Origin of the sequence: Methylovirgula ligni (assembly GCF_004135935.1) — a bacterium.
GTDB lineage: Bacteria > Pseudomonadota > Alphaproteobacteria > Rhizobiales > Beijerinckiaceae > Methylovirgula > Methylovirgula ligni.
This window is the reverse complement of sequence record NZ_CP025086.1, coordinates 2,445,006-2,458,364: the sequence shown is the minus strand read 5'-3', so window position 1 is coordinate 2,458,364 and position 13,359 is coordinate 2,445,006. Positions and strand designations below refer to the sequence as shown.

Below are 13,359 nucleotides of genomic sequence, written 5' to 3'. Positions count from 1 at the left end.
ATGACGGAGGCCAAACCGAGGGGCGAGATCATCGTCCGCAATGTGAGCAAGGCCTATGGCTACGGCCCGTTCGCGACGCCGGTCGTGGAAGATTGCTCCTTCACGGTCGAGCCGAACAAGTTCACGGTGATGATCGGCCCGTCGGGCGTCGGCAAGAGCACGCTGATCCGCCTCATCGCCGGGTTCGAAAAACCGACGCGGGGCGAGATCATCGCCTCGGGCAAGCCTGTCACCGGGCCGGACAAGAACCGGCTTGTGGTGTTTCAGGAGACGGCTCTCTTTCCCTGGATGACGACGGCAAAGAACGTGCTCTACGGGCCGCAGGCGCGCGGCGAGGCCAATGCGGCGACGAAAATCCTTGCCGATTTCCTGCTCGACAAGGTCGGCCTGCGGCCCTTTCGCGATCGTTATCCGGCGCAATTGTCGGGCGGCATGCAGCGCCGCGCCGAACTTGCCCGCGCGCTCATAAACAATCCGGACGTGATGATCCTCGACGAGCCGTTCCGCGGCCTCGACGCGATGACCAAGAAGCTGATGCTCGAATATTTCGCCAAGCTCTGCGAGGATGAAAAGCGCACCAATTTCTTTGTGACGACCGATATCGACGAGGCGATCTTCCTCGCCGACCGGCTCATCGTCATGAGCGCTCGCCCGACCAAGGTGCGCACGGTGATCGAGGTCGATCTGCCGCGTCCGCGTGATTACGCGAGCATTTTCCGCGACGATCGCGCCAACGCCATCAAGCTCGAAGCTTTGTCGCTGCTGCACGAAGAAGCGATGAAGGCTTTTGCCGGCGGCAGCAAGGCGGCAGCCGATTTCATCGAGGCTTATCGGCGCAGAAGCGCGGGCGTGAGCTAAGCGCCGCTTGCCTTCGCCGTCGCCCAGCGATTGAGTTTGCGCACGTCGGGGTCGGGATCGTCCGCGTGGGCGGTAAGATAGGGCAGCGCGTCTGCATGGCCGATTTCGCCCAGCGCCGCTGTCGCCTCCTTGCGCAGATTGCTGATCGGATGATCGAGCGCCGCGCCGAGCGCGGGGATCGCCGCCGGATCGCGCAATTTTCCAAGGCTCGCCGCCGCCTTCACACGTATCTGCCAGATCTCGTCCGCCATCGCATCGATCAAAGCGGCAACGCCTTGGCCGCCGCCGAATTTGCCAAGCACGTTGGCGGCGCTCTCACGCACCTGCCAATCCGCATCGCCCAGTGCGCTGACCAAAGCGGCGTGAGCGTCAGCGTCGGCATTGTCGTAACCGAGCGCCGCGACCGCGACGCGGCGCACATCGGGATCGGGATCACGTACAGCAACCACGAGGCCGCGCGTCGCCTCTTGCGCACGCAGCCAGCCGAGCACGCTCGCCGCGTTCTTGCGCACCTCGGCGGCAGGATCGGCAAGCGCCGCCAGCGTCGGTGCAAGCGCGGCGGGTTCGCGCAGTCCAACCAGGCCCCTCAGCGCCGCCGCGCGGACGCTCGCATCCGGATGCACGATGAGCGTGACCAGCACAGGCGCGGACGCCGGATCGTTCTTGTCGGCCAGCACTTCCGCAGCAGCATGGCGCACCGGCTCGTCCGGATCGGACAGCGCATCCGCGAGGGCCTGCGCCACCGCGTCGCCCTCGAAGGCATCGAGCGCCCGCACCGCCGCCGCGCGCACGCCCGCGTCGGGGTCCGTCAGCGCCGCGATGACAGCGGGCACGGCCGTCACATCGCCGAGGTCGGCGAGGTCCGCGAGGGCGATGCGGCGGCTTTCGGCATCGCCCGCGCTAAGCCGATCCAGCACATCATCAAGATCGCCGATCCGATCCTCGAACAGACCCATAAAACTCACCGCAAAAGATAGGGAATATCGACCGTGATGGCGCCTGTCGGGCAATCCACCTCGCACGGCAGGCAATACCAGCATTCGTCGTAGCGCATATAGGCCGTGTTCTTCGCCTCATCGATGCGCAGCACGTCGAGCGGGCAGACATCGACGCAGACGGTACAGCCCTTCCCGGCGATGCATTTATCGGCGTTGACCTTGACGGGAACGCTGGTGCTATGGGTGCCAATCGGCAATGGGAACTCCTATTCGGCGGCGGGTCTCAGCCGGATGTTGTTGTAAGACCCGCGCTCCGCCTCGGGAACCGGGACGACATAAGGCGCGACCGGCAGTTTGCGCGACGCCGTGGTGCCGTCAGGCTGCTTTTCCAGAAGCGTGTGGCAGAACCAGTTTTCGTTGTCGGTCGCGGGATGATCGACACAATAATGATAGAGACCCCAGCGGCTCTCGGTGCGGAACAGCGAGGCGCGCGCCGCCATTTCAGCGCAATCGAGGATCGAATGCACCTCCATCGCCCGCATCAATTCGTGCGGATCGCGGGCGACGAGGGACGACAGATCCTCGCGGATTTCACCGAAGCGCGCGAGGCCGATCTCCATCTTGCGCGTCACCTTCGGCGGCTGGAGATAATCATTGACCATCCGCCGCGTCTTGTATTCGACCTCCTCCGGCGTCAGGCCGTCGGTCCGCTGCGTCGGCGCCAGAACGCGCGCCTGTTCCTGTGCGATGAAATCGGCATCGATCGCGCCGAGATCATGTTCGGCGCAGAAGTCGGCGGCATCCTCACCCGCATAGGCGCCGTTGACGAAAGCGCCGAGCATGTAATTGTGCGGCACGCTCGCCATATCGCCAGCGGCGTAAAGGCCCGGCACGGTCGTGCGCGCATGTTCGTCGACCCACACGCCGGATGCGCTATGGCCGGAGCAAAGGCCGATCTCGGAGATGTGCATCTCGACCATGCTCTCGCGATAATTCGTCCCGCGCTGCGCGTGGAAGCGGCCACGGCTCGGCCGCTCGTTGGTGTGAAGGATCTGCTCGATCTGGCCGATCGTTTCTTCGGCAAGGTGATCGAGCTTGAGAAACACAGGGCCGTTACCGCCTTCGAGCTCGCGATAGAATTCGAGCATCATCTGGCCGCTCCAGTAATCGCATTCGATGAAGCGGTTGCCCTTGGCATTGGCGGTATAGCCGCCGAGCGGGCCGGTGACATAGGCGCAGGCCGGGCCGTTGTAATCCTTGATGAGCGGATTGATCTGAAAACATTCGAGATTGGCCAGCGCGGCCCCGGCATGGAAGGCCATCGCATAACCATCGCCGCAATTGGCCGGGTTTTCATAAGTGCCGAAGAGATATCCCGAGGCCGGCAGACCGAGCCGGCCGGCCGCGCCACACGCGAGCACGACGGCCTTGGCGCGGATGACCAGGAATTCGGCGGTCCGTGTATTGACGCCAATCACTCCCGCGATGCGGCCGTCCGGCGCGGTCAGCAGCCGCGTCGCCATAAAGCGATTGGTGATATCGACGCGCAGCCGCCGCAATTGCCGATAGAGCGCTTTCTTGACGTTATGCCCCTCCGGCATGGGCAGAACATAGGTGCCCATGTGATGCACCTTGCGGACATTGTAATCGCCGGTGCCGTCCTTCTCGAATTTTACGCCGAGCTTGTCGAGATATTGGATCATCGGGAAGCTGCGCTGCGCATAGGCCATTACCGCGGGCTGATGGATGATGCCATCGTTCGCGATCGTGATTTCCTTTACATATTGCTCGGGCGTCGCGTGGCCGGGGATGACAGCGTTGTTCAGCCCGTCCATGCCCATGCTGATGGCGCCGCTGCGCTTGACGTTGGCCTTTTCCATCAGCACGACGCGCAGATCTGGGTTCTTCTCCTTGGCCTTGATGGCGGCCATCGGGCCGCCGGTGCCGCCGCCGATGACGAGAATATCGGTCTCAACCTGATGGGTGATCGGTTCGCTCATTCGGGAGTCCGCGCGAGGAATTTCGACCACTCTGCCGGGTTGGCCCGCGATGCGGGAGCAATAAATTGCCTAAACCGCGGCCTTTTCCTCGGTCAGCGCGCTGGCGAGCTGGCCCGCGAGCCGCTCGGCATGGAGCTGGATTTCCGGCGCGCCATAGGTGTCGCCGAAGCGCTCGCGCGTCAGCGGGCCGATCGCATAGACGTCCGGCGCACCGCCGATAGCCCTGAAATTGCGATCGACGGCGAGACCGAGGCCAAACGGATCGACCTGCACAACGCCGGCGGCGATGAGCGCCCCGAGAAAAGTCGCGGGGTCGGCGCCGAGCCTTTGCTTCGGCCCGGTGCAATTGACGATCGCCTCGACCTTGAGCTGCTCGTCGACTGGCGCGCCGCGGCGGCGGATGATGGCCTCGAAGCCGGTGGCCGTCGCTTCGGCCCGGACGAGATGCGCGGCGAAAATCTCGACCTGCCCGCGCGCCTCGGCCGCTTCGATGAGTTCATAAGTTTCCGGCGGCATCCGATAGCGATGTACATCATAGAACGCCTTGAGATGGCGCAGGAAGCGCCGCTGGTCGGCAGGCGTAAGACGCGACCAGAGATGTTCGCTCTGGACGCGCAAGGCCGTGAAGACGCCGCGCCAGGGAAGGCCCTGTGCCTCGGCCTGGGCGATTTCGGCGCGGATCAGCTTCACATATCGCGCGAGCGAGGCCGCCGGCCACGCCGCAAGGTCGAGCCCGGGCGGCACATTCCCGGGCCCTGCCTTGCGCGCTTGCAGGCCGTGGCGCGAAAACGCAAGGATACGGCCGCGATGGCCGCGCGCGACAAGCGAGGCGATAATATCGGCCATGGTCAAACCCGTGCCGATGATGAGCACCGTGCCCTCGGACGGAATCTCCGCCAGACGGTCGATGTTCCAAGGGTTTTCCAGAAGGCCGCGCTTCCCGGCCAGCGTCGGCGGAATGCTATGCGGCAGAGCCGGCAGGCCGTGGCTGACGGCAATCACGACATGCCGCGCGCGCAGCGGCGTCTCGCCTCCGGACAATTGGATTTCGGTGCCGCCGGCGATCGCGCGCGCCGACACGGCCCGCGCTTCGATATGGCGTAAACCGACATGCGAATTGCGCAGCGCCTCCGCGAGCCTGTCGCGGACGAAAACGCCAAACCAGCGCCGCGAGACATACGTGTGCTCCGGGTCGCCGTCCCCGATCAATTCCGGGTGATGCTTTTTCAGCCAGACATCGAAGCGGTCCGGCGCCTCGACGCCGACGCCCATCCTCTCCGCCGGCACATTGATGTGGTGCTCATCGGCAAGGGTGTCGTAAGCGAGACCGGAGCCAAGCTCCGCGCGCGGCTCGACGATGGCGATCTGTGTGCCGGGTGGCGCATTACGGACGAGATGCAGGGCGAGAACAGCGCCGGTATAGCCGCCGCCGATAATCGCAATGTCAAAAAAATCGCTCATCGCCGCTGCCCTTGATCCTGCGCAAGGCTCTTACCACCGACGAGATATAGTCTATAATTTATATTGACTGACAAGCCGGGGCCATGATGAGTTCCGCTCCAGTCACTCAGCAGGATGATACGAATGACCGAGACCACGCTGCAACCGCCTCCCCCCGCAGAAGCTGCCGATATCCTTTGGTTTGTCCCAACGCACGGCGACGGACGCTATCTCGGCACGCAGGAAGGCGCACGTGGGGTCTCTCTTTCCTACATGAGGCAAATCGCACAGGCCGCGGACGACAATGGTTATTTTGGCGTCCTGCTGCCGACCGGCCGGTCCTGCGAAGATTCGTGGATTGCTGCGTCCGCGCTGGTGCCGCAAACTCAACGGCTCCGCTTCCTCGTTGCCGTCCGGCCGGGACTGATCGCGCCGGCCGCGGCCGCACGCATGGCCGCGACGCTCGACCGGATTTCCAACGGCCGTCTGCTGGTCAATGTCGTTTCTGGCGGCGACCCGGTGGAACTGCATGGCGATGGTCTCTTTCTCGGTCATGACGAGCGCTACGAATTGACCGACGAATTCCTGCATATCTGGCGGCGGCTGATGGCCGGCGAGACCGTCGATTTCACGGGTAAATATCTCACGATCGAAGGGGGCAAGCTCCTCTACCCGCCGGTGCAGCACCCCTATCCGCCGCTCTATTTCGGCGGTTCGTCGGACGCCGGGCATCGCATCGCCGCCGAGCATGTGGATACCTATCTGACCTGGGGCGAGCCGCCCGCCGAGGTTGCCAAGAAGCTGGCCGAGGTGCGTGCCATAGCGGCAACCAGAGGGCGTGTATTTTCTTACGGCGTGCGCCTCCACGTCATCGTCCGTGACACCGAATCCGAGGCCTGGGCGGCGGCGGACAAATTGATCGAGAAGGTCGACGACGACACCATCGCCTCGGCGCAAAAAATCTTCGCGCGCTTCGACTCGGTCGGGCAGCAGCGCATGGCGCAACTGCATGGCGGCAAGCGCGACAATCTCGAGATCAGCCCCAATCTCTGGGCCGGTGTCGGCCTGGTACGCGGCGGTGCCGGCACGGCGCTCGTCGGCGATCCCCGGACGGTCGCGGAGCGGCTCAAGGAATATATGGCGGTTGGTGTCGATCGCTTCATTCTCTCAGGCTATCCGCACCTTGAGGAATGTTATCGTTTCGCCGAGCAGGTGTTTCCCTTGCTGCCCCTGCGCGGGACGACCGGCACCGAACGCGCGGCCGTCCGCAACGCGGGGCCGTTTGGCGAAATCATCGCCAATGTGGTGCCGCCGGCAAAGCTCGCGTCGCAATCTTGAGCGTGCGCGGTGCGTGGGGCGTTGGTCTGCGCGCCATCAGTGCGCGCTGTGATAAGTCACCCAGCGCAGGCGCGCGATGCGATAGGCATCGATCACTGAAACCGCGTAAATAAACAGGCCGCCCGCAAGCCTGCCGATGAAGCTCTGCTGCGGCGTCGTCAGATGCCAGGTGATCCAGCCGAGCGCGATCATGAAAAGCTGCATGACCAAGCCCCGCTGCGGCACCCCCGACAGAACCTGTCCGGCGCCGGGCAGCAGAATGGCCGCAAGCAAAATCCAATAGGGATGCGGCGGCGGCCGTGGCGACGTTTGGCTCATGTCATCCTTTGACCAGCGCGGGAATGGAATGAGGCGTTCGCGCCAAGGATCGATAAATGGCGCACAATTCATCGACAAGCTGACGTGCGCCGTCCGCGTCGAGTGTGGAGGCGCCGAATTTGGCATGGCGCAGCACGGAATATTCCGCCCGCTCGGCCTGCGCCGCTTGGTAGATGAGCCGCACGCCTCCCGGCCCTATCAAAAGCTCTTTGCATTTCGGGTCATGCAGCAGCTCGTGAAAGCGATCGAGGAGCGATAGCGGCGGCGCGTCTTCCGGATCGCTGCAACGGATGAGGACATCCTTCGGCCATCCCGCCGGCGCTTCGACGTCGGACACGAGATCGAATGCCGGGGAGTAGAACTCCGTTCCGCGGGGCCTCATCAGGACGGCGAGAGCGCCCGAATAGGGAACCGGCGCACTCAACCACAGCTTGAGCCAAAGCGAAGGCAGTTTGCGGACCGACATATCGTCGATGATGGGCTCGATTTTTATGTCGAAGCCCTCGTAGCCCCCGCTCAGAACCGGGAAATGCGCCCCGTTTTCGTGCACGCTCGGCTTTTCAAACAGGCCAAGACACGCATCGAAGAACGCGGCGCGGCTTTTCCGCAGCCGAGCTTTATCGCGGCGGTAGACGGCAACAATACAAATCAGCGCAAGGCTGACGACTATCAAAACATCGTAACGCAAGATGGCTCTCCGAAAAAAGCGCTGGTCACGGATACCGTGCCCAGCGCCAGGTGGGGAGGTCCGCCCTTATGCCATCGTCCCCCCAATTTCAGTAGCCGGCTGGCCTCGGCCAAGGCATCGTGAACTGATCGCCGCGCTTGACATAACGATAGCGATAGAACGCGAACCAGCAGGATGCCGCGATGTAAAACGCCATCATCGCCAGCAATTGCCGCCCATATCCCAGGTAGACCGCAAAGAACGTAATGCTGCACAGCGTGAAAAGGACGATGGACGGAAACGGGTGGAACGGATGTTCGAACCCACGCTGGATGGAACCCAAAGGCCACATACGGCGGAACTTCACCATGTTGATGGGCATGAACGTATAGTTCAGCAATCCCGACAGAATCGAGAAGGTGATGACCTGCGCCAGCGGAATAAAGAGCGCAAAGATGATCGCCACCGGCATAAGAAAGATGATCGATCGGAATGGCGTGCGGTAGCCCGGATGGACCGCGCCGAACCAGATCGGCAAATAGCGGTCGCGTCCCATCGAAAACCACGCTCTGGCTGCGTCGTTGATGCAGCCGTTCGCGGAGGCGATCGCCGAGAACAGTGTACCGACGAAAAGTATGACAGTGAGCGTCGGGCTGCCGGTCACATGCGCAGCGTCGTAGAGCGGCGCGAGTTCGTTATCCCAACCCAAATATTCCCAGGGCAGCAGACCGCAACAGACATACCAGGTGAGCGCGGCGGCGATGAGCAATGTGATAATGCCCAGCATCGTCCCCATCGGCAACGCGCGGCCGGGAGATCTGACCTCCTCGGCGGCTTGGCAGGTTCCCTCGATTCCGAGGTAATACCAGATGCCGAAATGAAGCGAGGCAAGAACGCCGATCCACCCATATGGCAGGCCCGTCAGCAATTCCTTATGAAGCAGAACGGCGCCCGGGTGCCACGGCTGCGTCCCGATCACCAGGATGATGATCGACGCAAAGGCGGCCGCGGTTATCACGAGGTTCACTGTCAGCGTCGCCAGAACGCCACGATAGTTCATGTAGGCGAGAAGGACGAGCGAGAGGACGGTGAAAGGTTGCCAGGGAATATTGTAGCCGAGATTTCCGGCGCCGATCTGGATCAACTGCCCGGCGACCTGAACGTCGCCCGCCTCCAGCATCGTGTAGGCAAGAACGAGATAAAGCCCCACATTGAAGGCCATCAGCGGGCCAATCATATGTTTGGCTTGGGTGTATTGGCCGCCCGCCGCAGCGACCGTCGAGGTTATTTCCGAATCGATCATCGCGACGCAGGTATAAAGCAGGCCGATGACCCAGCAGGCGATCAAGGCGCCGATTGCGCCGCCCTTGCCGACGGCATAGTTCCACCCCATGAACTCGCCGACAAGAACGATGCCGACGCCAAGCGCCCAAATGTGCGCGGGCCCCAGCACTTTTAAAAGTTGAAGCTGTTTGGGTTGCGGTGCTTGCATCTGTAGGGTCATGGCTCAGCTCCCCGAGGCGGCGTTAGTCGTATTGCTGTCGCCGAACAGATCGTCCACGCCCTCACGCGAACTGATGAGCGTGTCTTCGCCATATTTCAGATTGATCTTCGCGAAATCCCAAAGCATCCATGCGAACACCGCTGCGGACACTATCCATGCGGCCCATACTATCGCGTCCAGCATTCTGTCCTCCCACCAGTTCTTTCTTATGTCGTGTTCAGTCGAACTTTTCGGCGATGACTTCGCGATATTCTTTTTCCGACATCACGAGCATGAAAACGAAATAGCCAATGACGACGATCGCGGTGATCCCGACGCCGAGGACGTCGATATCGTATTTGAACGGCTGGGTGATGATGTCTGCCGCCTGCTCCTTCGAGTAGCCCAGCTTCTCCCATTGCTGTTGCATCGTCGGATTCTGCCGGAGCTTCTCCCAGGTCAGCCCGCTCCACTTCTTCGAGCCATCCGTCTGCAATTGATAACTCACGCCCGGCGGCAGCTCCTCAACGCGCGACGGAACCGCGATCTTCAGCCAGATCGGCAGGAAGAGCGCACCGAACACGAGCGCGAGCAAGGACGCGACGTCGAACAATTGGCTTGCAACGCCCTGCTTCGGCGGAATGTATTTCTTCGCCATGATCCACCCTCCAAGAATTTGCTAGCGACCCGCATCCTGATGACGGATGTCGACCGAATAGATGTGATACTTGTCGCGTGAATAGTGTCGGATCATCGCTGTGATGGACGTGCTGTTGAACAGCACCAGCAAGAAAGCAGCGACCCAGCAAACGAGTTCGGCGGCTCTGTTGTCGATGTAGGAATGGACGCCGAGCAGAACGAAGAAAATCACGAACCAAAGCGCAAGCACGAAGCCGATCGCAGTTATGCGATCGCGCGAGAATGTCGACTCGATCCGGCCCAGCAACCGCTGATTATCGGCTGCCGCCGTCTGCGTATGATTTGATGCTGCCTCAAAAGACATTTTCATCTTCCTCCCATGACGAATTTGCCCGATCGCCGCGGTTCTTATCCGCGCACGTCATCGCCAAGCCTGTCTTGAGAGGCTTGCGTGGCTGAAATTCCGATGTGGAAAGGATCGCTCGGGTCGAGTCTCAATGGTGATCGCGTGGCGAATCCCATCGGGCAATCAAGCGATCCAGTGAGAGCGGCGCGCTTGGCGCTACAATCGCGTAACCCGGCTAAGCATGATCGGCATTTCCCTCTCCTTTGGATTTATACGTTCCCATGTTGTTTTATATGCGGGAACTTTATTTTCTTAATGAGAAAGTAAACCGGAACCTTTTATTCCTGTCAAGGCGGATTCGCGTTGTGCGAACAGGCTCAAGAGTCCCGATCAGGCTGCTTCCTTCGTGCCGCCCACAAGCAGCACTTCAGCCGCGCCGGCGGCGCTGAGTTCCGCGCGCGCGGCGCGCGTGTCGGCCGCATCGCCGCCCTCGGGCGTCGCGAGCACGACGAAATCGGCGAAGGGCGCGAGCGCCTTGGTCATCGGGTTGCCGCGGAACGGCGGTGCCGCGAGCACGACGAAATCATAGGTCCGCGACAGCGCATCGAGGATCATGTCGAGATCGTCGGGGTTGAATTCCTCTTTCGAGCCGAAGGGCACGAAATGCAGGCGCGACCCCGCGTCGCGATGAATCACGTCGGCGAAGCTCGCATCGCCATCGAGAAGATCGGTGAGCCCCTTCATCTTTTCGTCGGTCTCTTGCGGCCCGGCGAGCTTGGCGAACTGGCTGTCTCGGGAATCGAGATCGATGATGACGGGGCGCCCCTCGCGCGCCAGCGTGCGGGCGAATCCAATCAACGCATCGCTCGCCTCCTCGCTCTTGTCGAGCCGCGTCGCGACGATGTTGACGCCCTGCGGGGCGCTGGATTTGGCGGCGAACTTCTCGCCCGCCTCTTCCTCGCCCTCGGCTTCGGAGATTGTTTCCGCATCCCCCTCCGTCTCGCTGCTGCGCGCCCGGGCGAAACGCCTAAGCCGCTCGACGGTTGAGAGCGGCGCGGGCCGACGGCCTCCGGCCACGACCTGCACTGGCACAGAGTCGTGCTCGGGAACCTGCGCCGGGGCCTCCAGCAAGATCTCGCGGCCGGCAAGAGCGCCGAGGGAAAAGACAAAGGCGCCGAGCGTGGCAAAGCCGAGAACCAGCGGCTTCTTCGGGAACGAGGGTTGATCGGGCGCAACCGCCACAGCGATCACACGCGCATCCGCCGGCGTCGCGGCGGACTGGCGGGCAATCGCCTCCTGATATTTCGAGGTGACGCTGTCGAGCTGATCGCGATAGGCCTGAGCGATTCGCTCAAGTTCCCGCAAATGCACTTCGTCGGCGTTGGCCGTTGTCACCGCCTGCTTCTGCTGATCGAGGGCCGTCTCGATATTGGCGATTCTTGAGGCGGCGATCTTGGAATTGTTCTCCTCGGCGATCGCGATATTGTCGGCGGCGAGCCGCAATTGCGCGTCGAGATTGATGATCTCCGAACGCAATTCGCGGATACGCGGATGGCCCGGCAGCAGCGTGCCGGATTCGAGCGCAAGCTGGGCGTTGGCCGTCACCCGCTGTTCGGCAATCCGGCGGATCAAATCATTGTTGGCGACATCCGGGACTTCGGAAACCCGGCCTTGCCGCAACAATTGACGGATCAAGGTCGCTTTGGCCTGGCTATCCGCCGCCTCGGTTCGCGCATGGGACAGATCGGTGTTGAGATCGGCAAGCTGCTGTCCGGTGATCGTCATATTGTTGCTGCCCGCGAGCAGCCCCGACTCGGCGCGGTAGCGCTCGACCTCATCGGCGGCGCTCAGCACTTTGGTCTTGAGATCGGTGATCTGGGCGGCGAGCGCATCGCCGGCGCTCTTGGCAATATAGCGTTTGGCACCCGCCTGGTGCTCGAGATAAACGGCGGCGACTTCGTTCGCGACTTTCGCTGCGAGAGCTGGATCGTGCGCCCAGAAGTCGATCATCACGATTTGCGTTTTGGGCGGCGAGTAGACGGTGAGTCTCTCTTCGAACGTATCGATTGCGCGCTCCTCCGGCGCAACACGCATCGGATTGTGCGCAAGGCCGAAGAGCACAAGCGTCCGCTGCAGCGCGCCAAGCCCTTTCGCCAGCGGATCGAGTTCGGGATTGCCGACAAGGCCGAGCTTTTCGATGACCTCGCGCGCAACGTCGCGGGACGTGATGAGCGCCACCTGGCTGCCGACCCAATTGTCGTCGATGGTGGGCGGCATCTCGATCCCCTGCTCGTTGCGCTGCGCGCGCGTCAGGTAGCTTTCCTGATTCTCCAGCAGGATCTGCGTATCGGCGGTATAGCGCGGCCGCGCCACCGTGACGTAGAGAGCGGCGAGCAGAAAAGCCAGCAGCGTGGGAATGATGACCCAGTTTCGCTTGGCATAGATCGCCGACCCGAGCGCCTTGACGTCCACATCGTTCGCCGACTCGTCGATCGTCATGTCCGGCTTGAACGTCCTGCCCATCCGCTGCTCCAAGGGTCACACTCGTGGCGCACGCTTCGCCGTCGCAAAGCCTTCCGCCCTCTCGCTATCAAGCCGCTTTATGGTTGAAACGAGGTTAATTTCGGCGCCGCCATCGCTGCCGAGAGTTAAGCTTTGTTAACCATGACAACCTATAAACGGCTGCGGACCTGAGCTTCTCATCGAAATCTTCATCTGGTGGCAGTCGACATGTTGCGCGGTTTGGTTTCGGCAGGCTTGATCATTCTCTCGCTCGCGCTTGGCGCCTGCGCGACGACGTCTTATTCGGCCTATTTCGACACCAATCCGGATGCCCCCTATACGCTGGCAAGCGGCGACCGCCTGCGCATCATCGTGTTTGGGCAAGATAGTTTGAGCAATTCCTATGCCGTCGACGGAAGCGGACATATCTCGATGCCCCTGATCGGGTCGGTCGTCGCGGAAGGCGATACGACCGCGTCACTTGCGCGAAAAATTGAAGCACGGCTGCGCGCGGGCTACATTCGCGACCCGCGTGTTTCGATCGAGGTCGAAGCTTTCCGGCCCTTCTTCATTCTGGGCGAGGTGACGACGCCGGGCCAATATCCTTATGTCAACGGCATGACGGCACAGACCGCGGTTGCGATCGCTGGCGGCTTTACGCCGAGAGCCTACAAGGACTCCGTCGATCTCACGCGAACCATCGACGGGCACCCCTACACGGGTGCGGTCCCCATCCTTCAGCAGGTCAAGCCCGGCGACACGATTGTCGTGCGTGAACGCTATTTCTAAAGAGGGACAAACCCTCATGACACAGCCCGCGTCCGCGAGTC

Annotated in this window: 14 protein-coding genes; 3 read left to right on the top strand and 11 right to left on the bottom strand. The window is 62.0% G+C overall.

The genetic code is table 11. The annotated features are described in order from the left end of the window. Positions 1-858 (top strand): ABC transporter ATP-binding protein, encoded by an 858-nt coding sequence (locus CWB41_RS11810; protein ID WP_115836541.1) that lies wholly within the window; start codon positions 1-3, stop codon positions 856-858. On the opposite strand, the gene CWB41_RS11805 is transcribed toward CWB41_RS11810, so the two are convergent. The 4 genes from CWB41_RS11805 to CWB41_RS11790 form a co-directional block, all read right to left on the bottom strand. Next, a complete protein-coding gene (locus CWB41_RS11805) occupies positions 855-1,814 on the bottom strand; it encodes a HEAT repeat domain-containing protein (protein ID WP_115836542.1) in 960 nt (319 codons plus the stop codon). The genes CWB41_RS11810 and CWB41_RS11805 overlap by 4 nt on opposite strands. Before the next feature lie 5 nt (positions 1,815-1,819). Then, the gene (locus tag CWB41_RS11800) at positions 1,820-2,053 is read right to left on the bottom strand and encodes a 4Fe-4S dicluster domain-containing protein (RefSeq protein ID WP_115836543.1); all 234 of its coding nucleotides are present in this window, start codon (positions 2,051-2,053) and stop codon (positions 1,820-1,822) included. 9 nt (positions 2,054-2,062) lie between these two features. After that, positions 2,063-3,796, bottom strand: coding sequence for a fumarate reductase/succinate dehydrogenase flavoprotein subunit (locus CWB41_RS11795; protein ID WP_115836544.1), 1,734 nt, complete (start codon positions 3,794-3,796; stop codon positions 2,063-2,065). A gap of 69 nt (positions 3,797-3,865) precedes the next feature. Further along, complete coding sequence (locus CWB41_RS11790; protein WP_115836545.1) at positions 3,866-5,257, bottom strand: FAD/NAD(P)-binding protein; 1,392 nt, start codon at positions 5,255-5,257, stop codon at positions 3,866-3,868. A gap of 123 nt (positions 5,258-5,380) precedes the next feature. Between CWB41_RS11790 and ssuD the strand changes: the two genes are divergently transcribed. After that, entirely contained in the window at positions 5,381-6,574 is a 1,194-nt protein-coding gene (ssuD, locus tag CWB41_RS11785) for an FMNH2-dependent alkanesulfonate monooxygenase (RefSeq protein WP_115836546.1), read from the top strand. Between the two features lie 36 nt (positions 6,575-6,610). On the opposite strand, the gene CWB41_RS11780 is transcribed toward ssuD, so the two are convergent. From CWB41_RS11780 to CWB41_RS11750, 7 genes are all read right to left on the bottom strand, one after another. Next, positions 6,611-6,892, bottom strand: a complete 282-nt coding sequence (locus CWB41_RS11780) for a hypothetical protein (RefSeq protein ID WP_115836547.1) — start codon at positions 6,890-6,892, stop codon at positions 6,611-6,613. A gap of 1 nt (position 6,893) precedes the next feature. Further along, positions 6,894-7,580: a hypothetical protein gene (locus tag CWB41_RS11775; RefSeq protein ID WP_115836548.1), complete on the bottom strand. Its 687-nt coding sequence runs from the start codon at positions 7,578-7,580 to the stop codon at positions 6,894-6,896. An 88-nt stretch (positions 7,581-7,668) separates the two neighbouring features. Next, positions 7,669-9,063: an APC family permease gene (locus CWB41_RS11770; protein ID WP_115836549.1), complete on the bottom strand. Its 1,395-nt coding sequence runs from the start codon at positions 9,061-9,063 to the stop codon at positions 7,669-7,671. Between the two features lie 3 nt (positions 9,064-9,066). Continuing rightward, positions 9,067-9,246, bottom strand: coding sequence for a hypothetical protein (locus CWB41_RS11765; RefSeq protein ID WP_115836550.1), 180 nt, complete (start codon positions 9,244-9,246; stop codon positions 9,067-9,069). 34 nt (positions 9,247-9,280) lie between these two features. After that, on the bottom strand, positions 9,281-9,700 hold the full coding sequence (locus tag CWB41_RS11760; protein WP_115836551.1) for a hypothetical protein: 420 nt from the start codon (positions 9,698-9,700) through the stop codon (positions 9,281-9,283). A 21-nt stretch (positions 9,701-9,721) separates the two neighbouring features. After that, a complete protein-coding gene (locus tag CWB41_RS11755; protein ID WP_129396475.1) occupies positions 9,722-10,045 on the bottom strand; it encodes a hypothetical protein in 324 nt (107 codons plus the stop codon). A gap of 372 nt (positions 10,046-10,417) precedes the next feature. After that, positions 10,418-12,550: a GumC family protein gene (locus CWB41_RS11750; protein WP_129396474.1), complete on the bottom strand. Its 2,133-nt coding sequence runs from the start codon at positions 12,548-12,550 to the stop codon at positions 10,418-10,420. A 207-nt stretch (positions 12,551-12,757) separates the two neighbouring features. Between CWB41_RS11750 and CWB41_RS11745 the strand changes: the two genes are divergently transcribed. Further along, positions 12,758-13,318, top strand: coding sequence for a polysaccharide biosynthesis/export family protein (locus CWB41_RS11745; protein ID WP_115836554.1), 561 nt, complete (start codon positions 12,758-12,760; stop codon positions 13,316-13,318). Positions 13,319-13,359 lie beyond the last annotated feature (41 nt).